At 61.4% G+C, this 24,719-nt stretch carries 21 protein-coding genes; 17 read left to right on the top strand and 4 right to left on the bottom strand.

Annotated features, from left to right (window positions below; all coding sequences use genetic code 11):
• Positions 1-13 precede the first annotated feature (13 nt).
• The 16 genes from ACE10W_RS15000 to ACE10W_RS15075 all read left to right on the top strand — a co-directional run bounded on the left by ACE10W_RS15000 (position 14) and on the right by ACE10W_RS15075 (position 17,978).
• Positions 14-808, top strand: coding sequence for an SDR family NAD(P)-dependent oxidoreductase (locus ACE10W_RS15000; RefSeq protein ID WP_011086453.1), 795 nt, complete (start codon positions 14-16; stop codon positions 806-808).
• A gap of 32 nt (positions 809-840) precedes the next feature.
• Positions 841-1,584 carry an SDR family NAD(P)-dependent oxidoreductase gene (locus ACE10W_RS15005; RefSeq protein ID WP_038966228.1) on the top strand — a complete coding sequence of 248 codons (744 nt, stop codon included), beginning with the start codon at positions 841-843 and terminating at the stop codon, positions 1,582-1,584.
• A 1,165-nt stretch (positions 1,585-2,749) separates the two neighbouring features.
• Positions 2,750-3,802 carry an NAD(P)-dependent alcohol dehydrogenase gene (locus ACE10W_RS15010; RefSeq protein ID WP_369525343.1) on the top strand — a complete coding sequence of 351 codons (1,053 nt, stop codon included), beginning with the start codon at positions 2,750-2,752 and terminating at the stop codon, positions 3,800-3,802.
• Positions 3,803-4,949: 1,147 nt separating this feature from the next.
• Positions 4,950-6,620: an aromatic/alkene/methane monooxygenase hydroxylase/oxygenase subunit alpha gene (locus ACE10W_RS15015; RefSeq protein WP_038966206.1), complete on the top strand. Its 1,671-nt coding sequence runs from the start codon at positions 4,950-4,952 to the stop codon at positions 6,618-6,620.
• An 84-nt stretch (positions 6,621-6,704) separates the two neighbouring features.
• The gene (locus tag ACE10W_RS15020) at positions 6,705-7,745 is read left to right on the top strand and encodes a 2Fe-2S iron-sulfur cluster-binding protein (RefSeq protein ID WP_011086459.1); all 1,041 of its coding nucleotides are present in this window, start codon (positions 6,705-6,707) and stop codon (positions 7,743-7,745) included.
• A 55-nt stretch (positions 7,746-7,800) separates the two neighbouring features.
• On the top strand, positions 7,801-8,871 hold the full coding sequence (locus tag ACE10W_RS15025) for an aromatic/alkene monooxygenase hydroxylase subunit beta (RefSeq protein WP_028170759.1): 1,071 nt from the start codon (positions 7,801-7,803) through the stop codon (positions 8,869-8,871).
• Positions 8,872-8,877: 6 nt separating this feature from the next.
• Positions 8,878-9,249, top strand: coding sequence for an MmoB/DmpM family protein (locus tag ACE10W_RS15030; protein WP_011086461.1), 372 nt, complete (start codon positions 8,878-8,880; stop codon positions 9,247-9,249).
• Between the two features lie 135 nt (positions 9,250-9,384).
• Entirely contained in the window at positions 9,385-10,407 is a 1,023-nt protein-coding gene (locus ACE10W_RS15035) for an amidohydrolase family protein (RefSeq protein ID WP_011086462.1), read from the top strand.
• 5 nt (positions 10,408-10,412) lie between these two features.
• The gene (locus tag ACE10W_RS15040) at positions 10,413-11,246 is read left to right on the top strand and encodes an iron-sulfur cluster assembly protein (RefSeq protein WP_304552383.1); all 834 of its coding nucleotides are present in this window, start codon (positions 10,413-10,415) and stop codon (positions 11,244-11,246) included.
• Between the two features lie 105 nt (positions 11,247-11,351).
• Positions 11,352-12,983: a molecular chaperone GroEL gene (locus ACE10W_RS15045; protein ID WP_011086464.1), complete on the top strand. Its 1,632-nt coding sequence runs from the start codon at positions 11,352-11,354 to the stop codon at positions 12,981-12,983.
• A 212-nt stretch (positions 12,984-13,195) separates the two neighbouring features.
• Complete coding sequence (locus tag ACE10W_RS15050; protein WP_304552385.1) at positions 13,196-13,690, top strand: hypothetical protein; 495 nt, start codon at positions 13,196-13,198, stop codon at positions 13,688-13,690.
• Positions 13,691-13,790: 100 nt separating this feature from the next.
• Positions 13,791-15,857, top strand: a complete 2,067-nt coding sequence (locus ACE10W_RS15055) for a sigma-54-dependent Fis family transcriptional regulator (RefSeq protein ID WP_011086466.1) — start codon at positions 13,791-13,793, stop codon at positions 15,855-15,857.
• Positions 15,858-15,973: 116 nt separating this feature from the next.
• Positions 15,974-16,321, top strand: coding sequence for a hypothetical protein (locus ACE10W_RS15060; RefSeq protein ID WP_304552389.1), 348 nt, complete (start codon positions 15,974-15,976; stop codon positions 16,319-16,321).
• On the top strand, positions 16,318-16,626 hold the full coding sequence (locus ACE10W_RS15065; RefSeq protein ID WP_304552391.1) for a hypothetical protein: 309 nt from the start codon (positions 16,318-16,320) through the stop codon (positions 16,624-16,626). The genes ACE10W_RS15060 and ACE10W_RS15065 overlap by 4 nt, the downstream gene beginning before the upstream one ends.
• Before the next feature lie 8 nt (positions 16,627-16,634).
• Positions 16,635-17,750 (top strand): WD40 repeat domain-containing protein, encoded by a 1,116-nt coding sequence (locus ACE10W_RS15070; RefSeq protein WP_304552392.1) that lies wholly within the window; start codon positions 16,635-16,637, stop codon positions 17,748-17,750.
• Positions 17,751-17,795: 45 nt separating this feature from the next.
• Complete coding sequence (locus ACE10W_RS15075; RefSeq protein ID WP_028170767.1) at positions 17,796-17,978, top strand: hypothetical protein; 183 nt, start codon at positions 17,796-17,798, stop codon at positions 17,976-17,978.
• Between the two features lie 9 nt (positions 17,979-17,987).
• Here ACE10W_RS15075 and ACE10W_RS15080 read toward each other — a convergent pair whose 3' ends face one another.
• The 4 genes from ACE10W_RS15080 to ACE10W_RS15095 all read right to left on the bottom strand — a co-directional run bounded on the left by ACE10W_RS15080 (position 17,988) and on the right by ACE10W_RS15095 (position 23,390).
• Complete coding sequence (locus tag ACE10W_RS15080; protein WP_161535451.1) at positions 17,988-18,308, bottom strand: exonuclease domain-containing protein; 321 nt, start codon at positions 18,306-18,308, stop codon at positions 17,988-17,990.
• Positions 18,309-19,032: 724 nt separating this feature from the next.
• Positions 19,033-19,560, bottom strand: coding sequence for a hypothetical protein (locus ACE10W_RS15085; protein ID WP_304552396.1), 528 nt, complete (start codon positions 19,558-19,560; stop codon positions 19,033-19,035).
• A gap of 14 nt (positions 19,561-19,574) precedes the next feature.
• Complete coding sequence (locus ACE10W_RS15090) at positions 19,575-20,903, bottom strand: hypothetical protein (protein WP_304552399.1); 1,329 nt, start codon at positions 20,901-20,903, stop codon at positions 19,575-19,577.
• 66 nt (positions 20,904-20,969) lie between these two features.
• Complete coding sequence (locus ACE10W_RS15095) at positions 20,970-23,390, bottom strand: hypothetical protein (RefSeq protein WP_304552400.1); 2,421 nt, start codon at positions 23,388-23,390, stop codon at positions 20,970-20,972.
• 509 nt (positions 23,391-23,899) lie between these two features.
• Here ACE10W_RS15095 and ACE10W_RS15100 point away from each other — a divergent pair.
• The gene (locus tag ACE10W_RS15100; RefSeq protein ID WP_011086475.1) at positions 23,900-24,598 is read left to right on the top strand and encodes an RNA polymerase sigma factor; all 699 of its coding nucleotides are present in this window, start codon (positions 23,900-23,902) and stop codon (positions 24,596-24,598) included.
• Positions 24,599-24,719: the final 121 nt, after the last annotated feature.

The raw sequence follows: 24,719 nt of genomic DNA on the forward strand, positions 1-24,719 counted from the left end.
TTGGAAGCCCCGCATGGCATGGATCAATCTTTCCGCGAAAGTTGCCGTCGTCACGGGCGGTGGTGCGGGCATCGGGCGCGGCATTGCGCTCGGCCTTTCGGCGGTTGGCGCGACCGTCGTCGTGCTCGACCGCGACGAGGCCGGCGCGGCTGTCGCGGCGGAGATTAGCGCAAGCGGTGGCCGCGCGGAGTTCCTAGCCTGCGATGTCACCCGCGATGACAGCGTCGCGCGCGCCGCCGGCGAGGTGGCGGCGAAAGTCGGCGAAGCCACAATCCTCGTCAACAATGCTGGCACGATGTTGCCGGGCGGGCTCGACACCACGAGCATGGCGGATTGGGACCGCATTCTGTCATTGAACCTGACCGGTTACCTGCGCTGCGCGCGGGCCTTCGGAGAGCCGATGCTGGCGCGCGGCGCAGGCGCCATCGTCCATGTCGCATCGATCTCGGCCTCATTTCCGCAGAGCTACAGCGGCGCCTACAGCGTGAGCAAGGCCGGCGTGGCCGTGCTGTCCCGCCAGCTCGCGGTCGAATGGGGACCGCGCGGCGTACGCAGCAACGTCGTCAGCCCGGGCATGATCCGCACGCCGATGACCGAGGCCATCTATCAGACCCAGGGCGTGTACGAGGCGCGGCGGGCGTTGGTGCCGGCACGGCGCATCGGCCGCCCCGAGGACATCGCCGATGCGGTAGTCTTCCTCGCGAGCGAGCGCGCGAGCTACATCACCGGTGAGGAGATCGTCGTGGACGGTGGCTTCACCCGGACGCTGATGGGCACGATTCCGCGCCCGGGCTTCGAGAAGAGCTGAGCTCGGCAAATCGGGTCGAACGGGAGGGTGTGGTGCTGCTCGAGGGAAAGGTTGCCGTCATCACCGGCGCCGGCTCCGGGATTGGAGCGGCGATTGCGCGACTGTTTGCCGTCGAGGGGGCGAAAGTCTTGCTCGGTGATCTCGCCGAAGGCGGAGCCGCGCTTGCGGCCGGGCTTGCCGCCGATGGTCACGCGGCGGGCTTCCAGCATGTCGACGTCACCGATGAGGCCTCAGTCGCCGAGCTGATGCAGGCAGCCGTCACGCTGTTCGGCCGGCTCGACATCCTCGTCGCCAATGCCGGCATTCCCGAGCGCAAGTCGCCGATCCACGAGCTCGATCTCGTCGACTGGCGCCGCGTGATCGACGTCGATCTCACCGGGGTGGCGATCTGCAACAAGTTCGCCGCAGGCATCATGCGTGCGACCGGTGGTGGCGCGATCGTCAACATGGCGTCGATCCTTGCTCACGTCGGTCAGGAAAACAGCAACGCCTATTCGGCCGCGAAAGCCGCGGTGGTCAATCTCACGCGCTCAGTTGCGTTGACCTATGCGCTCCAGGGTATTCGCGCGAACTGCGTTTCTCCGGGCTATGTCGATACGCCGTTGCTGGCCAAGTTGCCGGAGGCGACCCGCCAGGCGATGCTGGTGCGGCAGCCGATCGGGCGCTTGGCGCGGCCTGGGGAGATTGCTGAGGTTGTGGCCTTTCTTGCGAGCGACAAGGCCTCGATCATCACGGGCGCGTGTGTCAATGCCGACGGCGGCTACACGGCAATCTAATTGATCGCGTCGCGCCGGCGTGGCTATGGCGCAGAGCTGACGATTTTGGATCAGCTTGGATTTGGCTAGCCTGAGTTAGCTCAACTTGGCCCATGATGGATTGGACCGAGAGTTCAAGTTCTTCAATAAGTTAGAGGGCGGCGTGTGCACGATGTGTGCACGGAGAGATCAACAAAAATCTACCGACACCCAATTTGGGGAGCCAACAGCGCTCCAATTTCTGGGCTGGTGACGACTGGTTTGTCTGCGGCAGTCCCGCAGACTGTCGCGTTCAAGACGTCTGGGTAGGTTCAAATCCTGTCCCGGCAACCAACGATCGATACTAAGTCGCCAAGAAGCCCGGCCTCCGGAAGGAGGTCGGGCTTCGTTTTGCCCGCAGCAAAGCTCAAGATCGCGGCCAGATCGCCATTGAGCACGATTCCTAGCTCGTTCCCGTCGGGCAGAAGCGTCACCCGCTCAACCAAGGAAGCCCATACGCCAGATACGAATAAGCAATAATGCCGGCTTGCTGCGAATTGTAGATCTGCGCGCGAGAATACTAGGACTCAGTTCTGACCTTGCGTGAGATGGACAAAGCTGAAGTCAAGATTTGCCCCGTCTTTGGCATGCTGCCGCTCTGCTTTGGTCAGGTTCACGACATCTCCTTTCGAGAACAGATCCAGTAAGAAGATCGGGACGTCGAGCGCATACGGCTCCTTGCGATGACCGTCAGCTCCAGCTCGAAAGGTGAGGACGGAGACGCAAATAGATCAGGGCGAAATTGGCACACTCAGATGGTTGGGGATCTCGAGATCGAAGGCGCGCCGGTGGAAGTCGCCTCGTGGGCCACGCGGATCATCGAGTGGACCGGTTTGGCCATCCAGTTAACCTCCTTGCGCGGCAAGCAATGCGCAGCAAAGTCCAGCTGCTCTCCTTTTTATCGTGCTTAGCTTGACCATCGATCCTCCCAATGGTGGAGGACTTTAGATAACGCTGATCCGTGCCTGGTAGTATCGGGCTGTTTCAGCACGGTGATCTATCATCTTCGCGCTGCGCCGCAGCAGGACTGTTGGCGCGTATCCAACAGTGGCTGTTGGCGCCGCGACACAAATCCGCTGGCACAAAAAATGCTGAGGCTGAAATCGCCGATGGCGCACCGAAGTTCGCCGGGGAGACGGAGGAAATGATGAGAGCCCAAGTATTGAGAGCCTACGACGAGAAACTTTCGAACGACCTTTGGGTCGGGGAAGAGAAGGTGCCTGATCCGAAGTTGACGAAATCAACCGACGTCATTGTCCGCATAGGTGGTGCGGGCGTATGCCGAACCGACCTTCACATCGTCGAAGGCGTGTGGAAGCCGCACATGGATCCGAGCGGTGACAAGCTGCTTCCCCTCATTATGGGGCACGAAAATGCAGGCTGGATCGAAGAAGTTGGCAAGGAAGTCGAGGGACTAAAGAAGGGCGATCCTGTCATCGTCCATCCGAAGATCAGCGGCGGGACGTGTCTCGCCTGTCGCCGAGGATTCGACATGCACGGTCCTGGAACGTTCCCAGGCCTCGATTGCAACGGCGGCTATGCAGAGTTCCTTTGCACCTCAGAACGCAACATCGTCCCGCTGCCACGGACTTTGGCGCCAAAGGATGTCGCGCCATACGCCGATGCAGGCCTCACCGCCTATCGCGCTGTCAAGAAGGCCACGCGTCACCTTTTGCCAGGCGAATCTTGCGTTGTTATCGGTGCGGGAGGATTGGGCCACATCGGAATCCAGTGCCTCAAAGCGATGTGTGCGGCCGACATTATTGTCGTCGACAAGTCCGAAGCATCGCTGAAACTAGCCGAAAAATCGGGCGCCGATCATCTCATGAAAGCTGACGGCAACGAAGTGGAAGCCGTTCTGGGTCTGACCGGCGGAAACGGTGCGGAAGCGGTGATCGATTTCGTCGGCGAGAAGGGCACGACGTCGAAGGGCCTGGCGATGACTCGTCCGATGGGCAGCTACTACGTCGTCGGTTACGGCGAAGACATTCGGGTGCCGACAGTCGACATGGTGATAACCGAGAAAAACATTATCGGCAATCTGGTCGGCACGTGGGCCGAACTAACCGAGTTGATGGCCCTTGCGGACCGAGATCTGGTTGAACTTGCCACGACCGAGTATCGCCTTGCGGACGCCAACAAGGCCTTGCACGATCTCAATGCAGGCGAAATTCATGGGCGGGCCGTGTTAATCCCTTGAAGGATAGCTGCATCATCCATCGCGAGCATGCATTTCCTCGCGATGGATCGAGCGAGCGGCCGTCGTCATGCCCGTGTGGTGTCGTCTGACGCCGTCACCGGAGCCCAGCTGCGTGAGATCATATGCTGGTCACGCGCTGCAACAGTTCAATCAGATCGGTTTCACACAAGCTCATATCGCAGTGCAAACACCGCAAGGGTGGAGGAGTGGTCTGATCTCCGGAGTCTCATTGTACGCCATCGTCTCAATTTGCATCGTTGTCAATCTCATATCGACAAGACCGCTTAGGAACGCTGCATGAGGTTCGTCCTCGTCAATGGCAGAACACCGTGGCTGAAGACGTTCTGCATGTCTTGCTGCGAGCCCATTCACGCTCACTATCTGAGAGAATTCAGTACCGGTCTCCCTTTCTGCGATCACGATTGCTACGCCCAGTACACCGAGCGCTGGATCGAGAAGGTTCGGCAATCAAAACGGTCGGCCGGTTTCGAGGACTATCGCTAGTCCGAATGGACCGGGCAACGAACCAGTCTCGTATGCGCGGCCTTCAACGTGAAAGACGCCTGTCGCATCGAGCGGACCGCGTTCGATTCCGAAAGCGCTCGACGTATTGCCCGGGGCAATTTCTGGCACTGTTGCAGCGCAAACATTGCGCCGCGAAGTAGCGGTCTCCGCGTTGCGCCGATTCTCATTTTGCAACTCTTGTCGCAGTTTGCATTTCCGCAGGTCGCTAACTGGGAGCCGCGAAGTCTCCGTCAGCGCCGATCCTCACCTCCGGCAATCAGAAATCAATTTGGTGGGGCAAGAGAGCGCTGGCACGCCCATTGCAAAGCTGTTTGGCACAACAACGCTGACTGCTCCGTCCGGGGCGAGCCGCGAAAAGAACGAGGGAAGGGGATGTCAAGCTGAGGGCGAACCTTGCGCGGGGTCACTCAATTGCGATCGGAGGACGGCTGGGTCCGAAGATCGCTGATCATCCCTGAGGCGTTCCACAGTCATCCTGAGACCCTTGCCGATATCAAACGTCCGGCCGCGCAAACGGTCGCGAGGTGGCCCGTAACGCACGGGTAAGCACTGCTCGGTCCGCGAAGGTCCAGGCAGGCGGAATATCGATGTGGTTTCTGACCCGATCAGGAGGAAAGACGAGATGTCTGGAACGCTAACACTCAACAAGATCACCGCCCAGCGCGGCATTTCCGTCGGTGAGGCTGCAAAGAAGATTGCAGATCTCGGATGGAATCCGTCCTACGTCCAGGAAGCGATGACCTTCCCCACCGACTACAAGATCACGAAGGCGCCCAAGGATCCGATGAAGCAGGTCCTTCGCTCCTATTTCCCGATGCAGGAGGAAAAGGACAACCGCGTCTACGGCGCCCTCGATGCCGCGCTTCGCGGCGACATGTTCCGCAACGTCGAGCCACGTTGGGTCGAGTGGATGAAGCTGTTCCTGGCGATCATCCCGTTCCCGGAAATCTCGGCGGCACGTTCCATGGCGATGGTCGGGCGCCTCGCACCCGGCGAAGATCTCCGTACTGGCTTCACCATGCAGATGGTCGACGAATTCCGTCACTCGACCATCCAGATGAACCTGAAGAAATGGTACATGGAGAACTACATCGACCCGGCCGGCTTCGACATCACGGAGGAGGCGTTCGGCAAGTGCTACGCCACCACGATCGGTCGCCAGTTCGGTGAAGGATTCATCACCGGTGACGCCATCACGTCGGCGAACGTCTACCTGACCGTCGTCGCCGAGACGGCGTTCACCAACACGCTGTTCGTCGCCATGCCGTCGGAGGCGGCGCGCAACGGCGACTATGCGCTGCCAACCGTGTTCCTCTCGGTTCAGTCGGACGAGAGCCGCCACATCGGCAACGGCCACTCGATGCTGATGTCGATGCTGAAGGAGCCGGAGAATCACCTGCTGCTCGAGCGCGACATGCGCTATGCCTTCTGGCAGAACCATGCCATCGTCGACGCGGCGATCGGGACGTTCATCGAATACGGCACCACGAACCGCGACAAGAACAAGGAGTCCTACGCGGAGATGTGGCACCGCTGGATCTTCGAGGACTATTACCGGACCTATATGCTGCCGCTCGAGAAGTACGGCATCAAGATCCATCATGACGACGTGCAGGCCGCCTGGAAGCGGCTGACCGAGAAGCACTACGTCCACAAGGTCGCCCAGTTCTTTGCCGTCGGCTGGTCGGCGAACTTCTGGCGTATCGAGGCGCAGACTGAAAAGGACTTCGAGTGGTTCGAGCACAAGTATCCGGGCTGGTATGCGCAGTTCGGCGAGTTCTGGAAATGGTACGAGAAGCTGTCGCATCGGGGTCAAACCAACATCCTGTTCAACAGCGACGTCGGCTACGTCTATCCGCATCGTTGCTGGTCGTGCCTCGTTCCGTGCCTCATCCGTGAGGACATCGTCACCGACGAGATCGACGGCAAGCTGCACACCTTCGCCCATGAGCTCGATCGGTGGACGGCCGTCGAAGCGTTCGCCGGCGAGTACCAGGGTCGTCCGACCCCGGCGATGGGGCGGTTCAGCGGCCGTCGCGAGTGGGAAAGCGTCTACCACAATGTGGACATTGCCGACGCCATCAAGGATCTCGGCTTCGTGCGCACGGACGGCAAGACCTTGGTCGCGCAGCCGCATTTGCGCTTCGACCAGAAGGAAATGTGGACGCTCGACGATGTCCGCGGCCACATCCTCAAGAGCCCGCTACAGACGCTGCGGGAGATGAGCCCGGCCGACCGCGAGAAGCATCTCGCCGAGTATCGCAAGGGATTCACTATCAATCCCTGCAACTAAGTGAGACGGAAGGGGCCGGCTGCGGCCGGCTCCTTCCCGATCGCTCCCCGGAAGATATGAAAGCGTTCGTTTGAGGAGGCCCCTATGGGCGCGCCCGCTAATGTCGTTCGCCTGCAACCGGTAGGCATAGAGTTCGAGGTCGAGGAGAACGAAACTGTTCTCGACGCTGCGTTTCGCCAAGGGATCGCGCTGCCGCATGGCTGCAAGGAGGGGCAGTGCTCGGCGTGCAAATGCGTCCTTACCGGAGGCGATGTCGAGTTGAAGAAATACTCGACGTTTGCCCTGAACGAGATGGAGCGAGGCCAGGATTACATCCTGCTCTGTCGGACCTTGGCATACTCGGATCTGGAGGTGGAGCTCCTCAACTATGACGAGGAAGTGCTGTCGAAATCGATTCCCGTCAAGGATTTCACGGGCACCGTTACGAGCGTCTCTGCGCTGACCCATGACATCCGCCGCCTCGAAATCACACTGGAGCAACCTCTGAAGTTCTGGGCGGGTCAATATGTCGACATCACGCTCCCGGGACCAGAGACGATTACGCGCTCGTTTTCCATGGCAAATTCGCCGGGCGAAAGCCAAAATCTCGCGTTCATCATCAAGAAGTACCCCAATGGGCGCTTCTCCTCACGACTCGACGGAGATCTCGCCGTCGGAACCGAAGTCGGAATCAAAGGACCCTACGGGACCTGCTTCCGACGAGAAAACAAAACGGGAGCCATGATCCTGGTCGGTGGCGGATCCGGAATGTCGCCGCTGTGGTCTATCCTGCATGATCACATCAGCTCCGGGGAAGTTCGTCCGGTGCGCTTCTTCTACGGAGCCAGGACGCAGAACGATCTCTTCTATCTCGACCATTTCGCGGAGCTCGCCGCCAAGCATCCGGAGTTCACCTTCGTCCCGGTTCTCTCCCATGCGGCCGACGACACGGCCTGGGGCGGAGCAAAGGGCTTCGTGCATGAGGCAGTCGGAGAGCACCTTCGCGGTGCGGACTATGGTGAAGACGTCGACGTCTATGCCTGCGGACCATCGCCAATGATCGAGGCGCTGACGCCAGTGTTGCAGATGAGCGATGTCGAGTCGGACCGCATCTTCTTCGACAAGTTCACGCCGGCGAACAACTAAGACGCCTCGACCGCCCAACGAGCTAGAGCCCAACAACAGGAGGAGGAAGACGACCATGACTGCCGTTCAAACCGTATCAGCCAAATCCGGTGCAGCAGGTTCTGCGGTGTTTCCGGATTCGGATAGCCGCAGATACCGCTATTTCGAGCCCCGCAGCAAGCGAGCCACGCACTACGAAGACGTGACGGTCGACGTGCAGCCGGATCCGGAACGATACCTGTTGCAGGACTGGATCATCTCTTTCCCCAACGGCAAGGGTGCATACACCAAGGACAACACGGGGGCCCTCAGCTCGAATTGGCATGCGTTCCGTGCTCCCGACCAGGAATGGGAGCGCACTCACTACCAGCGCCAGTCCAAGATCGAAGCCATGGTCCAGGCCGTGATCGCCAACGGTCGCAAGTCCGGGGCACCGAAGAGCTTCGACAAGGCCTGGATCAAGATCTTGCAGAACCATCTCGGTGCGTGGAAGCACGCCGAGTTCGGTCTCGGCACGTCGCTGATGCAGGCTCAGCGTTACGGCTACACCCAGATGATCAACAATGCGACGCTGACGAACTCGTCCTACAAGCTTCGCCTTTCACAGGATATTACGCTGTATCTCGCCGAGATCGGAATGGACATTCCGGGCTTCGACGACACGGCCGGCAAGCGCGTCTGGTTGGAAGACAAGGGCTGGCAGGGAACGCGGGAAGCGATCGAGTCGATCATGGGCTCGGCCGACTATCTCGAGCAGTATTTCGCCACCAACATCGTGTTCGAGCCGCTGGTCGGTGAACTGTTTCGCAGCGGCTTCCTGATGCAGGTAGCCTCGTCTAACGGCGACTTCATCACGCCGCCGGTGATTTCGTCCGCGGAAGCGGACTATGAGCGCAATCTCGCGAACACGATCGACCTGATGCACCTTCTGGTGACCGACAATCAGCATGGCGCCCACAACAAGAAGCTGTTCCAGGGGTGGGTGAACAAGCATGTTGCGCTCGCCAACAAGGCGGCCGCCGGCCTGCAGCCGATCTGGTCGCAGCCGCATTCGAAGCCGGTGCAGTACGCCGATGCGCGTGCGCAGTCGGTCGAACGCATCAAGAAGATTCTCGGCGAGCTCGGCCTCACCCTTCCCAAGGAGTAAATTGCAATGTCCGTCGTTTCCAGATCTGCGACCAACCAGAATATCTTCCAGAAGATGGGGGACCTTCGTTTCGAGCAAACGATTTCGCATCAGTGCGGCGTCACCATGAATGACAGCGTCGAGGCGCGCGCCATCGCCGAGTTCATGGCGAAGAAGCCGAACGTGACAGTGACCTATCAGCCGGCCCTGATCCGCATCGACGGCGAGGGAAAGCTGACTTTCAAGATGGATGAAATCAGCGAAATTCTCGGGAAGGAAATGACGGCCGAGATCTTCGAAGTTAACACCTCGACCCACTACGGACGGATGGTGCGTATCGACGACAACACGGTGACGCTGTTCGGAAACATGGACGAGGTCTTCGAATACATCGAGTGAGTCTCCATCGCCTCCCTGACTGGGCGGGGCCGCATCCCCAGCGGCTATGGCCCCGCCGCTTCTCGAAGTGGTCTCGCCCGACCACCGCGCTTCGTTTGATCGACTAGAGCCAACCAGGAATTTCCGGAGAGCAACATGTTCATAACTCCCAGCGGCGAGGAAGTGTTCGTTATCGACGGCCATACCCATTTTTGGGACGGAAGTCCGGCGAATCAGCTCAACGTCCACGGCAAGCAGTTCATCGACTGCTTCTACGCCTACCACACCTCGCTCAGCCCGAAGGACAAGCTCTGGCCGAAGGAGCAGTTCGAGAAATACAGCGCCGACCAGATGTACCACGATCTGTTCGTCGACGGTCCTGACGACATGGCCGTCGTTCAGTCGACCTACCTCACAGAGTTCTACAAGAACGGGTTCAACACTATCGATCGCAACGCCGAGATGGCGAAGAAGTACAAGGACCGCTTCATCGTCAACGGCGCCTTCGATCCACGGGATGGCGAGAGGGCGCTCGAGTACATCCACTACATGAAGGAGACGTTCGGCATCAAGGGTGTCAAGCTCTATACCGCCGAGTGGAAGGGTGACTCGCGTGGGTGGAAGCTCACGGATCCCAACGCCTATCGCTGCCTCGAGCTCTGCCAGAAGCTCGGCATCACCAACATCCATGTCCATAAGGGGCCGACGATCATTCCGTTGGACAAGGATGCGTTCGATGTTCACGACGTCGACCATGCCGCGACGGACTTCCAGGGCTTGAATTTCATCATTGAGCATTGCGGTCTGCCGCGCCTCGATGATTTTTGCTGGATCGCGGTGCAGGAGACGAACGTCTACGGCGGCCTCGCGGTGGCGTTGCCGTTCATCCATGGACGGCCGCGCTATTTTGCCGAAGTGATCAGCGAACTGCTGTTCTGGGTCGGCGAGGACAAGCTGCTTTTCGGGAGCGACTACGCGATCTGGACGCCGCGCTGGCTGGTCGAGAAGTTCTGGAATTTCGAGCTGCCGGAAGATTTGAAGCAGGAGCACGGCGTCGACCTCACCCCGCAGGCAAAGAGGAAGATTCTGGGCCTCAACGCCGCACGTCTCTATGGAGTCGACGTCGAGGCGCAGAAGGCGAAGCTCGGGCAGAAAATCCACGCGACGGCAGCGGAGTAGAGCCGATGAACGCGCTCCATCAGCATGATTGCAAGACCAATGAGGTGTGGGAGCGCCTCGCGCTGGTCACGGATCCCGAGCTGGACGAACCGGTCACCGAGCTTGGATTCGTCGAGCGGGTCACGGTCGATCATGTTGATGGAGTCGACATCGTCTTTCGCCTGCCGACCTACTGGTGTTCGGCGAACTTCGCGTTCCTTATGGCCGACGATATGCGTCGGGCGGTGTCCTCGCTGCCTTGGGTTCGCGAAGCCCGCCCGCAGCTTCGGGACCATATGGTCGCCGAGGAGATCAACCGGGGCGTCCGCGAGGGTAGGTCGTTTGGCGAGGCGCTCAAGGATTTCGCAAGCGGCGGTTCACTTGACGATCTGCGGGAGAAATTCCGCCGCAAGGCGTTCGAGCGGCGCCAGGAGGTCATGATCCTGGCATTGCGCGGGCTGGGTTATGAGGATCCCGCGATTTGCCGCATGAGTCTGAGCGCGTTTGACGCGATCAACTTCGACTCGGAAGAAGTTGCGCGCCAGAAGCCGCGCTATCGCGAGCTTCTGGTTGAGCGGCGCCTCGCCGATCTCCCGGCCGATCCGGCCTTTGTTACCTACGATGGGGCCCCCATCAAGCGCCACGAAATGGCGTCGTATTTGCAGCGCTTGCGAGGCGTACGCATCAACATGGAGTTCAACAGCTCGTTATGCCGGGGCCTTCTTGCGGTGCGCTATCTCGAGCTGGACGCGGATCGCGCGGAGCAGACGCCAGCTCCGTGCGGAGGTTGCGGCAGTGGCTGCGCCGTGCGGTCTTCCGGATCGCCTGCAATGAACAAGCATTCCGCGGCGCTTGCGTGAGGTCGCGCTGATACGCGTGCGACCTGTGGGTGCCGACAAATCGGAGCGGACATCAAGTTCGCCCGGCTTGACGACCGAGAAACGATCACGTGGGAGTGAAACGCAATGCCAAAAGTCTTGCTGCATGACATAGAAGCTCGCCGCGCTCTTGCGCGTGGAGTCCAGAAGCTGGCCGCCGCGATCGAATCGACGCTCGGTCCCAAGGGCATGAACGCGATGGTCGACAGGCCGATCGGCACGCCCATCGTGTCGCGCGATGGCGTTACCATCGCCTCCGAGATCGAATTGCCGGATCGCTTCGAGAACATGGGCGCCCAGGTGGTACGCGAAGTCTCGATGCAGACCAACGAAGTCGCTGGCGACGGTACGACGACGGCGATGGTACTCGCGAACGGTCTCATTCAAGGCGGCGTCGCGGCCCTCGAGCGCGGCGCCAAGGCGGTCGATCTCTGCAAGGGGATCGACCGCGCCGTCGAAGTCGTCGTCGAGAGCCTGAAGAGTGCGGCAATTCCGGTCTCGGACCGCAGGACGCTACAGGCGGTGGCAACGATTGCGTCGACCGACTCTCATCTGGGCGATCTAATCGCCGAGGCGGTCGAGCGCGTCGGCAAGGATGGTATCATCAGTTCCGACTACGGGTTGACCACGAGTACGACGCTCGAGGTGGTCGAGGGCATGTCGTTCGACCGTGGCTACATTTCGCATCACATGGTAACGGACGTGGAGAAGATGGAGGTGGTGCTGGAACAGCCCTACATTCTCCTGACGGACCTGAAAATCAAGGCGCCGGGCGAGTTGGCGGCGGTGCGCGCGAGGGTCGCGGAGACCGGGAAGCCGCTTGTCATTGTCGCCGAAGAGATCGCCCCGGAAGTGGTTGTCACGCTGCTCGGCGAAGGCAACCGCGGCAAGGTTCTGGTGGTCAATCCGCCCGACTACGGCCACTGGCGCAAGGCCATGATGGATGACCTCGCCATCATCACCGGGGGGCGGGTCATCGCCCGCGAACTCGGGGGCATGCTGGAAGAGGCGAGCCTTGCCGACCTCGGCACTGCGCGGCAGGTTCGGGCCAGTGCGCGCGAAACGGTGATCATCCGGGGCGGCGGGGACGATGCGGCGATCGCCGCGCGCCGACAGCAGGTGGCCAAGCAGCACGATCTGGCGCCGCCGAACATCGAGCAGGACAAGCTCAAGGAACGCCTGGCTAAGCTCTCGGGTGGGACCGCCGTGATCTTTGCGGGCGGCGTCACGCCGGTCGAGCAGAAGCGTACGATCCAGTTGATCGACGATGCGCTCAGCGCGGCGCGTGCTGCGGCCGAGGAGGGCATCGTGCCGGGGGGCGGGACGGCATTGGCGCAGTGCGCGCCGGTGGTGGTGCGCGCCCTCGGCAACATCAACGGAGACCTGGGTGAAGGCATCAAGCTGGTGCGCGAGACCCTGTCGCGTCCTGCCGCTTTCATCGCCCGAAATGCCGGCCATGATGCGGCGAAGGTTGTGGCCGAGCTGCAAAGTTCGCGGGCCGGGGTCGGGTTCGACGCTGCAAACGGCGTGTTCATCGACATGGTATCTGCCGGCATCGTCGACCCGGTCAGGGTGACGTATACCGCGCTTCGAAATGCCGCTTCCGTGGCCACGCTGGTGCTGACGACCAACACGCTGGTTGCCGATGTGCCGGAGTATGTCGATCCGACGCAGGGTCCTGCGTTGGGCGGCGGGGCAGAAAAGCTTGGGCGGGCCTGAAGCAGATGAACGCGGTTCGCGTTCCGCCAGGGCGTCAATGGCCGACGTGGCGCGCCAAATACGGCGATGGCTTGACCGTCACGATCGAATGAATGGACGGTGACAACGATCTGGAAACAGCTACAATCTTGCGAGCTTCGGCATGAGCCCGAAGGAGGCAAATCATAAGCCTCCACGGTCATCCGACCAGCCGGGGCAGGAGGAACCGGGACATGGCCTACATCATCTCCAAGCGCGACGGTCCGCACCGCGAAGAGCTCAAGGCGAAGGACTTCCTTCAGAAGAACCGCACGAAGATCAATTCGCTCGCCAATCATCTGACGCTCGGGCGCTGGCAGGAGTTGCGCAATCCGACGCCTCCCTCTGAGCCTCAGCCGTCGGGCAAGCTTTGGTCCACGCCTCGGGCTCGCCCGAGGGAGATCGAGCCCTATGTTCGGATCAGCTATAACGGCCGCGTCGTGATTGCCGATCTCGCGTCAGGGCGGCAACTCCATTTTGTCGGTGAATTGCGCGGCGGCGGGCAATCGCGACACTTCGCTCTGGCGACGCGAGAGAATGGGATCTTCGAGCCGCTCGATGTCGAATTGCACAGGGTCCTGATAGACCTTGAGGGAGTGAGCGTACCCGATGAGGCGTCGGAAGCGCGCCTGGAGCAGATCATCTCAGGTCGTCTCGGTTTGGATGCGATCTCCAGAACGGTCGAATGATCTGCGTAAGCCGAGCCGGTGAGAGCACGATCTCATTGGCCCGGCTCATGTCGTTTCTGCTGATCAAGCTGCTGTTTGCCAATATAGGTTTGGTGCTCCAATGCTGACGGAAACCTTCATGGCTAAGCCGCCGTTTTCCCTGGAAGGCTACAAAATCCCGGAGGCCGCGGATGCGGAGCAGGGACGGCCGTACGATGAACGGGAGACCAACAAGGCGTGGGAAAACTTCCTGACATTCGGAGATGCAAAGCGCGAGAGCGCTCTGGTGCGAGGCATCATCGAAGAATCATGGCAGCGCAGCATCAAGTCGGGGGTCAACGCCCATTGCAGGGGCAGCAGCTTCGTGACTTCGCCGGACGATCTCTATGAGCTGCGTCTGAAGAACGATGATCTGCTAGGCTCCAGCGCCCAGACTTTCCGCCGCGTTGCGGAAGTACTTGGCGATGCGGCCACAATGCTGGTCATCACCGACAGGAATGGTGTCGTGCTTGATGTCGGGGGCGATCAGAGGACGATCGATGCCGGGCACGATATTCGCCTCGAAGTCGGCGCCGCCTGGGGAGAGACGGTGACCGGCACCAACGGCATTGGCACGGCGCTCGTCACAGGAAAGCCGGTTCATGTCCACGCCGCGGAGCATTTTTCCGAGGGCATCAAGGCCTGGACCTGCGTCGGTAGTCCCATTCGTAGCCCGATCGACGGCAGCATCATAGGCATCATCGATTTTTCCGGCCCCCAGGCGATCTTTCATCGTCACAATGTCGCGCTGGCGGTGATCGCGGCCAATCATATTGAGCTTGCGCTCTCGGAGAAGATCCGGCTCGAAAGAATACGCCTGCTCGAGGCAAGCATTTGTCGGATGCCAGGGATGGGCAGTGCCGACGGCGTGGTGATCCTGGATCGGTTTGGTCGGGTCGTCCATCACAACGATATGGCGTCGGCTCGCTGGCGGCGGATCACGCAGTCTCGTGAGTTGAGCATTGGGTCACAGATCCTTCCAAGTCGCGAAGGCCTGTTGGGCGAAGACTTGGCCGAGGGGTTGCCCGAGGAGCTGCGCGAGCAGCGGATCGAGCCACTGATCGTTGACGGGGTCGTGAAGGGCGCAATGCTCGTGCTTGCTTCGAAGCCGCGAACCCATCCTGCTGCATCCGAGATGTCGCCGACAGCCCGCACTGCCCTGATGTCGGCAAAGGAAGCGATCGTCGGATGCAGCGAGGCACTGCTGGACGTGGTGCAGAAAGTTGAGCGGGCGGCCCTCGGCCGGACCGCGATCCTGCTCGAGGGCGAGACGGGCGTCGGCAAGGAACTGTTCGCCCGCCTGGTTCATGCCGCCAGTCTGAAGACGGGCAAGGAGCCGTTCGTTGCCTTCAATTGCGGTGCGGTGTCGAAAGAGTTGCTCGGCGGCGAATTGTTCGGGCATGCGCCGGGCGCTTATACCGGCGCTACGCGCGAGGGAAGGCCCGGGCGGTTCGAATTTGCCAATGGCGGCGTGCTCAGCTTAGACGAGATCGGCGAGATGCCGATGGACCTGCAACCCTACCTGCTCCGTGTGCTGGAAGAGCGCGCGGTGTACAGACTGGGTGACAGCAAGGCGCGCCCGGTGGACGTTCGGCTGGTGGCGTCGACCAATCGGAATTTGAAGCAGGAAGTGGCCGAGGGACGTTTCCGCAAGGATCTGTACTTCCGGATCGGCGTCGTCAAGTTCACCATCCCGCCGCTCCGCGATCGGCTGGGCGATGTCGAGATCCTGATCGATCACTTCAACAGGCAATTCGCCACGATCTACAGCACCCAGCCGCTGCGGTTCGAGGCGGCCACTATGGAGTTGCTGCGCCGCTATTCCTGGCCGGGAAACGTTCGCGAGCTGCGTAATCTGATTGAGAACCTCGTGCTGATGACGATCACCGGCATCGTCACTCCCAGGGACCTGCCAGAGGATTTCGTGGAGGTGGCGCCGGCTCAACCTCCCTCAATCTCCGTGCAGTCGGAGAATAGCGCGACGGGATCGGAGAGTGACGAGATCGCGCGCTTTGACGAGATGGAACGTCGTGCCATCGAGAGAGCCGTCGCAAACGCCGGCGGCAATATTGCCGCTGCCGCGGAAAAGCTGGGGCTTTCGCGCGCTACGCTGTACCGCAAGTTGCACCAATACCGTTCCCGGACCTAGCGATCGGGGGCTGGCATGGCGGCTGTCTGGGATGAAAAAAAGGGCGGGAAGGTCCGGCCCCCGCGGCGACGCTGGCCTCGCAGATCCTTGCGCGCGCCGACCGCGACGTCACTTTCGTGATGCGCCTGGTTGGCGAAAGCCAAAGCTTGCTGGTGCGACATTTCATCATGTTCATCGAGACCGAGCTCGCAAAGCGCGGCATGAGCTACAGCGTACATCCGCTACTGCGCCCTTTCGTCGAAACGCATGCACGCGAGCTGTCGGATTTCGTATTGCAGGGTATCGGCTTGCGGCATCAGTTCGGCCTCCAGACCATCGAGACGATGGCGGGCGATCCTGCGCGGTTGCTGAGGGTCGATTTGTGGGACTCGCTGCAATCTCACGTTAATGACGCGCAGCAACACTTCGTATCCGATGCCCGGGGCCTCCAGCGGATCCTGGATCAAATCGAATCGAGCGCATGAGTGTCGATCCGGAAGTCCTTGTCGAAATGCTGAAGGAGCGGTTGTTCGTCGTTCAGCAGATATCGGCCGCTCAATCGTGGAACCTTCTGAACCGTCAGCTTGCTGGTGGAGCAGAATTCGAGATTCAGAGGATTGAGCAGGAGATTGCGGCGACAGGCGGTTCGCATGCGTTCGCCTACGCTATCGAGGAAGCGCACGAGCGCTTGAAAGAAGCAAAGGCCGGAATGGCAACATGCGACGCCCAATGCGCCGTGCTGGAACGACGCCTTGAAGAACTCGACAGGTGTATTGCGACCGGCAGGTGAGACGACCGATGGACACGATGGAAGCTGAGACCGCTACGCTCTATGAACTGCTTGGTCGGCATTGGACCATGGGGGCGCTCGTTACGAACGCGACGTTCGACGCTGCGGGACAGGCAGTGGCGTTCGCGCTTGCAGACGGCTCTCTAGCCATCGCTCCGCTGGCCGATAGCGATCCGCCGAAAGATCGCTATCGTATGGCCTTGGACGGCGGCCGGTCGACGATCTCCCCGCGGCGGAATCCGGTCCCGCCGTTGACGAAAGTCGTCATCAGTGATGCTTCGCTTCATCTCGCCTCGATCGAGCCTTCGGGCTTCATCGCAAGCGATGGCAGCCAGTTATTGCATGTGTCGGCATCCGGTGTCACCCGACAAGCCGCGAAGCTCGGGGCACCGATTGATCTCGTCGCCCCGGTGCATGCCGGCGGCATTCTGGCTGCTTCCGGCGAGTCGGTCATATACTGCGATTCCAACGGCGAGGTCGGATGGCTTCAGAAGCGTGCGGGAGGCCGTTCATCCGCGATGGCCGTCTCGCCAGACGGTCGGAGCTTCGCGATAGGAGCTGACGGTTGCCTGCTCGTGCGTGCCTTCGGACCGCGGCCTGAGCCCACCGTCTCAATGGCCTTGGGCTCAATCTCGAGCTTGTCGTGGAGTCCCGACGGAAGCTGGTTGGCGATGTCCGTCGCAGAAGTTGGCATCGTGCTGTTGCGCCTTGCCGATGCGCGGACCGTCCGGATGTCCGGCTATCCTGCGGGCGTTACGTCTCTTTCGTGGAGTGCAGACTCGCGCGTTCTTGTTACGAGCGGGGCCTACCGCTTGATCGCATGGGACGTTTCCAGCCTCGACGACGGAAGCGAGCAGCCGACGAGCCTCAGCACCGGTCGTGGCGGATTCATCCTCGTCAAGGCGGTAGATATCCACCCCGGGCGTCCCCTGGTCGCGGCAGGCTACAGCGACGGCAGGGTCGTCGTCGCGAGGATCGGACATCCCGACGAATTGGTTGTCAAACCGCCCGGTGGGGGCGCCGTCCAAGCCCTTCGATGGTCCGCCGATGGCCAGCATCTTGCAGTCGGAACGTGCGGCGGAGAAGCGGCGATCGTGACGTTTCCGCCGCAAATCTTCAAGTAACAGCGAACCGGGGCGGAGAGCCTTGCGAGCACCAGGAGGAAATCCATGACAGTAGCACGATTGCTAAATGAAGCCGAAAGTAAGGATCAGTTCTTCAAAGAGCTGGCGGAACTATCGGAGCGCATGATCGCCGCGCACGGAAAAGAGTTCTCGATGGGCGCCTTGGTGCTGGCGGCGAGGTTCATCGTCGAAAATAGGGCGTTCGAGCGAAGCGCAGCAACACAGTGACGTGTCGTCTTACTGCATACGATCGCGGCAGCGGCGGGTGCGGTAGGCCATGGCGGAGCTATTTTCGTCAAACACGCCGAGCGGACGTGCCCCTCTAGTGCCCCTGCTTTTCCGGGGCACGTAGTCGAACTTGACCATTCCCAGCTCGATGACTTCGTCTTCATGTTGATCTAGGCCAGTCGTCTCGACATCAATCAGGATGCCAGTTTTGGTCACTTGCTCGTCGGATGGCGTGAAAGCTTCCCGACGCACCAAGCGCCGAAGCACACGATGGTCGGAGGATTTGGCCAATGCCTCGGCCATGGCGGCCAGGGGCAGGTCCTCTAGCATTGGGGGTTTCGATCCTCGGGCTACAGCTGCCCTGCATCGCGGCTGGATCTATCACGGAGGCTCAGTTGGCGCTTACCCGGAGTTATTCTTAGAAAGCGTTCTATTACGTAAATAGCTGATTTTACCGGCGCGCCGGACACGAGTCGAACGTGTGACCTTTGCCTTCGGAGGCAATTGTCACTCTTCGCGGCCAGCGTTGGAATGGCGCGTTCAAGCAAGCACAAGAGCCGGGTGTCGCGTGCTCTCACAACCACCGATTCCCGGGCGGCGCAGTTTGCAGCCGAAGGTGCGGAGGTACGATTGTCGATATGGCGGGCTCGGGCCTTATTTGCTGGAGCTAGCTCAAACTTGCCCATGATGGATCGGAGCGAGAGTTCAATATTTTCAGTTGGTTAGAGGGCGGCATGTGCACGATGTGTGCACCGGGAGATCAAGAAAAATCTCTTCACAGCTAACGTGATCAGGCCTAGGGCACCTTCAAGAAGACTCTCGCTATATTGGCGACGACTTCCAGTAGTTGCTCGACAACCCCGTGACCGACCGGGCGACAATCCCGAACTCGACACAATAGGCGCGGATCAAGCTGATGACGGCAGTCTGCTGGCGGATGAAGAGACGGTGTGCGCCCCAGTTATAGGCGTGCCGCGAGTTGCGTAGATCTTTCCGTCATCACATCCACGATCAAGGCTTCTCCGATCAATCGGTTCAGCTCTTGGATCCCTACTTAGTTCATCTGTGCAAACGTAGGCTTGCTCTCTGTGCTGTCGATGATACCGCGAAGTTCTGCGTCCGTCGCGATCAGGCTCGACATCCGCCAGAACAGATGCGCGAGCCGGGTGAAGATCAACCGCTCGCGCTCCGCGGGCGTGGCGTCGTCAGGGACGGTCACGGTCTCGAGCCCGACCACGTGGCGGCAGTCCGGCCAGATCGCGATCGATTGCGCGATCGCCGAAAAGCAGCGCGGGTCCTCGCTGTCGTCGTGCGACGCCGGAAGACCGGGATACTGCACCGGCGCGACATGGAATTTGTAGGCGCCGTGGCCGAGCCGAAGCAGGAATTTCTGGGACACGGGAATGTCATTGGCAAAGGAGACCAGGCGGGCGTCACGCAGGATGTCGGGTGCGATGGCGGCAAGATCCTGGGCGGAGAGCGCGGAGCAGAAGGCGAGATCCGGATTAAACTCGCGCAGCAGATTTGCGAGCGGGCGCTGCTGCTGGACGGTCTGGGTAAGCAGGATGATGGTCTTGAGCATGGCGCTGATGTCCGTCAGGGAAAGGGATGGCGGGCGGTCATGACCGCGTGATCGGCGGGGTGATGTGCATGCGCGGCGAAGAAATCGCGCGGGATCGACTGGCCCGGCGCAATCTCAAGGATGCGATAGCGCGCCTGCTGTGCCACCGCCCGGGCCGCACCGAGATCGTCCTTCAGGGCGCACAACGATAGCTCGAAGCGCTTGTATCCGCCGCAATCGGTTGCAAAGGCGCCGGTTACGGCCTCCACCATGGCGGCCACGGCGCGGGCGTCATTGGCCTCGATGTCGCGCAGGATCACGGCGACGCCGTTCTCGTTGGCGGCTTCCGACGTCATGACCATGAAGGCGTCGCGCGCGCCGGTTCGGCCCGCACGGCGCGCTGCGCGGGCGAGGCCGGCGAAGCCCGGATCGGGGCCGAGGCTGGTCGTCGTGGTCTGCTCGCTGTGCAGGATGGTGGCGCGTGCGGCGGCGAGGTCGCCTTTCATGGCGTGGTAGGAGCGCGGCAGCCACACCGCGTCGAGCGGCCCTTCCGAGGAAGTGAGGCTCCAGGCTTGGTCGAGCAGATAGCCGTCCCAGATTGACGGATATGACGCCGCGAGATGGTGCCAGTTCCGCAGCAACTGCCCGGCGCGCGCGGTGCGGCCGAGATAAAGCGTGCGCGCCGACATTTCCCAGCGGTTCCATTTGTGGAGCGCGACGTCGCAGCCGAGCGCCGACGGCAGCAAGGGCGCCTCGCACAGGGTTGCGCCGGCTTCGACGAACAGCAGCGGCTCGCTGTAGCGTTGCCACATTCGGGCCAGGAACTCGGCCTTCTCGAAACAGAGCACCTGTTCGCCGAGCTCGGCCGCGATCGGCTCGATATGCGAATCGAGCTCCAGCTCGTCGAGCGATCGGCGCAGGCTGCGAATGTCGTCGGGATCGCTGCCGAATGGATAATAGGAGACGATGCGCGGCCGGATCGTGGCGCCATCGGCGCTCGCTGACAGCTTTGACCAGCCGATGCCGCCCCACCACAATTCGTGCGGGCTCTCGGCGCTCGGGCTGACCGTGCCAAACTCGGTGAGTTTCGACTTGAGGAAGTCGAAGCCGGGATTTTCGCCGAAGGGAATGACGACGGCGCAGCCGGAATGCAGCGAGCGATAGAACAGCTCGGCCGCGGCACCGCTCGGCGGCTCCGTCAGGACGATGACCCCGCCGTGACGCAGCCCCTCATAGTGGCTGCCGAGCGTCGGAACGCCGTAGCGGTCCACCAGCCAGGCGAGGCGGTTCCGCTGGATCCGGCCGAGCCGGATGCTCGCCAACCGCAGGAGGTTGTCGAGCTTTGCGTGCGTGTCGTCGGTCAATTCCCGTGCCCCTTGCGTCATGCCGGCCCGTACACTCCAACGGCCGAGGGGGTGAATCCGGGCGCACTAATCGCGATGGTCTGCGTGACCGAGTGGGGTGATGGCCACCGAATAGATCGCGATCTCGCGTGCCAGCGGGCCGACCGGGATCAGCAGGCAACCTTCGTCGTCCGTAGCGTGATAGGAGGCGCCGGTCAGCGTCAGCCCCGCATAGGTCAACCGTTCCGCCGGGACGCCCGCCACGTCCTGGCTCTCGGCGGCGTCGCGAACGCTGTCGCCGAGCTGCATGGTCACACCGTGAAGCTGACCGTCGCGCGCGGCCTTTGCCAGCGGCAGCGCGATCATGGCGATGGCCATGGCGCGCGATACCGGGATGCGCAGGCGCAGTTCGCCAAGTCCGGTGCGGAACATGGTGACGGTTTCGACCGCGGCGTCACCATTCGCCTGGAACAGTCCCACCTGCAACGCGCCGCAAGGTGTCTCCTCGAAGACATCGGCGGGCAAGCGGTTCGCTCCGAACAAGGCGTAGAGATAGGCGTGCGACGGGGACAAGCCAGCAAAGCTGCCCGCAAGCCACATCGGCGGCGCGGCCGAGGTGCACGCGGCGGTTAGGCCTCGCGCGGTGAGTTGATCGCGGATGAAGCCCATGTCGAGCATCGGCGCCAGCGCGTGCGTCCCGAGGTTGATGTCGTGCTTGAGCTCGCCGAGCAACGCCAGTTCGTCGTCGTCCGGGAGCAGCAGGAGCCGCGCCAACGTCGCCGCGCTCCAGCGCGCTGCGATATCGGGCGCCGCATGGGGCTCGAGCCCGATGGCGGCAGCAATTTTGCCAGCGTTTGCCGCATAGGCGAGCGCGCCCGCCTGGATCTCCGAGGCCAGAGCAATCTGGACTCCCGGTCGCGGATTGATCTCGCGCAGCACCTGCGCGCCGTCGTAATCGCGCACCGAGCCGTCGGCAGAGCAGCAGATCTGCTCGAGTAGGGCCACGTTGCGGATCAGCATGCGCTTGACGTGCGGGGTGACCACGAGATCGGAGATGAAGCCTTTAGCGGTATCGCAGTCGGCAAGATCGTCAAGAGTGTCGTCAAGCGAGATCAAATAGGCGCCGTGCAGGCGGATCGCGATGCCCTCCTGGTCGAAGATGCGGCGCAGCGCCTTCTGGACGCTGCCGGAATAGCCGAGATCGGCCAGCACGAGATCGGTGCAGCGATCGAAATCCGGGATGACATGCCGGAGATAAGCAAGCAGCCGGGCGCGCTGGCCTGCGGCAAGCTTGGTGATCTCCCGCGCGTCCATCAGCTCGGGCAGGGCATCCGCCAGCGCAGCGCCGGTCGCGATCCCGTTGGGACATTGTGCGAAGAAGTCCGCGACTGCTGATGGCAGCACTTTCAGCATGTCGCGAAAGGTCGGCGCGTCGATCTTCAAGACTTTTCCGAGCAGGTCGAGCAGCGGCTGCATGGTGTCAGCCGAGGCGATCAGGCTGACGCGGCGGTTGATTTCGACATAGGCGGATGCGGCGTCACGACCGCTGTGCCAAATCCGGTGCGACAGAAAGCCGTCGCGCCCGAGGAAGCCGACGGCGACCCGCCGGCCGGGCTCCTCGAGCTCCGCGCAGCGATCAGCAACGAAGACGTCGAACGCCGTCATGATCGGGCCGAGGACCGTCAACCCCAAGTGATAGGCCGGCGGCCTCTCCGCGCTGCGCGCCGCCACCATGCGCCGCAGCGTACGCGCGCCATGGTCAAGCCGCGCAGGCTGCCCCGGGCACAGCAGCTCGAATATCGCGGTCTCGCGCTGGAATCTTGACGCGAGTTGCTGACCGGCCTGCGGATAATAGCGCGGGCGGATGCCGTGGCGCTTCGCGCCCTTGATGTCGGCGCGGTCATTGTCGCCGATATGAAAGGATGCTGCCGGATCAACGTTCTGCTCAGTGAGGTATGTTGCGAACAACGTTTCGCTCTTGCTGCTGCCGTGGTCGCAGGACGCATAGAGGAAGTCCCAGGACAATCCCGGACGGCAGGCGCGCAACAGGCGCGCGAGCTGGTCCGAGTTCCAATAGGTGTCGGAGATGAACCCGACCCGATGGCCCAAATGCTTCATGTCCAGATATTGCCGGAGCATGTCCGGGTTGACGCGGCAGAGCTCGAGCTCGGCCTCGAACTCGGCGTCGACGAGATCGCGCAGATGTGCGCGCTTCAGGCCGAACAGCCTGAACGGAAAGAAGGAATAGATGTCGTCGATGTGCACTTCGCTGGTCCCCCGCGTCTCCTTCGCGGTCCGGCGTGCACGTGATTCGGCCTGCATGCGATGCTGAACGAAACTGGCGGAAACATTCGGACAAGTTCTTGAAATGCCCGATAGCTCGTAAGTCCTTTCAAACACACCATCCGGCGTCGTGCAGGCGCGCATCAGAAACGTATCGAAAACATCGAACGACCAAGCAGAAACAATTTGCGCGCGACGCTGTGCGTCGACCGTTGCGACGTTCATCCCGAAATTCTCCGCCAATCGAAGCGATCAACGTGCGTGCGGACGAATTCAGGCGTGCGATGGCGAAAATAATCGATGTGCGATTCGAAATCGCGCATCTCGCGCCTGACAGAATAGAAAAATCCGCTAGGTTCGAATTGTGATTCGGCAAAAACTGCCGAGTGAAAAAGTTGTCTCGCGTTCGTTTCCACTCGGAAACAATCGATCATTCGCACGCGTGTCGCGTGATGGGTGCGATCAGTTCAGTGCCGCGTAATCACAGCGTTTTTGTGCAGCTCTGTTCGAGATGAATGATCCGCGATGATGCGAGACGATGTCGATGATTGCAGAACGAGTGCGCGCTTCGCCGCACGCCGTCGGCAATCTTTGCCGGCCGGCCGGCAAAAGCTTCCAACTAACATCTTGAAAAATAACAAAAATTATGCGCCTGGATTGTTTTCGCCTCGCGTTCAACGCCTGGAAGCCGTGTGGAAGATGCGCCGCCGGCATTGCGGGTTGGAGATTGCGGGATGAGTTTTGCGGTGGACGTTTTTGCTCGCGCCGAAGCCGAGATCGCGACGACGATCACGAGCGAAGCGAACGCACCGGTGATCGCGTCGGCTTCGATCGCGCCTGACGGCGAGCCGGTCGCGGCCGATGTCGTGTTCGACGAGGACAGCGAGCTTCTCGATCGGCTTGCCGCTGACGATGAGACCGCCTTCCGGATGCTTGTCGAGCGGCACATCGATCGTGCCTATGCGATCGCGCTGCGCATCGTCGGCAACGCGGCGGACGCCGAGGACGTGGTGCAGGACAGCATGCTGAAGATCTGGAGTCATCGCGGCCGCTGGCAGCATGGCCGCGCAAAGTTCTCGACCTGGCTCTATCGCGTCATCTCCAACCGCTGCATCGACCTCCGCCGCAAGCCGCGCACCGAGAATGTCGATACCGTGCCCGAGGTCGCCGACGGACGGCCGGATGCATCGCGCGTGATCGAGCGCAACGAGCTGAACGGCATGCTGGAAGAGGCGATGCAGCGGCTGCCGGAGCAGCAGCGGATCGCGGTGATCCTGTCGTATCATGAGGACATGAGCAACGGCGAGATCGCAGAGGTCATGGACTCTACCGTGGCCGCGGTGGAATCGCTCCTCAAGCGCGGACGTCAGCAACTGCGCCAGCTCCTGCGGCGGCACGAACGCGACATCCGCACCGCGTTTACCGACTGCTAACCATAAAATCCGGCTCTCGAAAGATTTCCCGCCTGATCGTTCGGCGCTCCTTCGTTTGAGCGGGTGGACGGGGCTGCGCCCGCGTCGTCGTAAGTCTTTCCACGATGCGGCACGTCATGCC

Origin of the sequence: Bradyrhizobium sp. B025 (assembly GCF_042257955.1) — a bacterium.
GTDB classification, from domain to species: Bacteria; Pseudomonadota; Alphaproteobacteria; order Rhizobiales; family Xanthobacteraceae; genus Bradyrhizobium; species Bradyrhizobium diazoefficiens.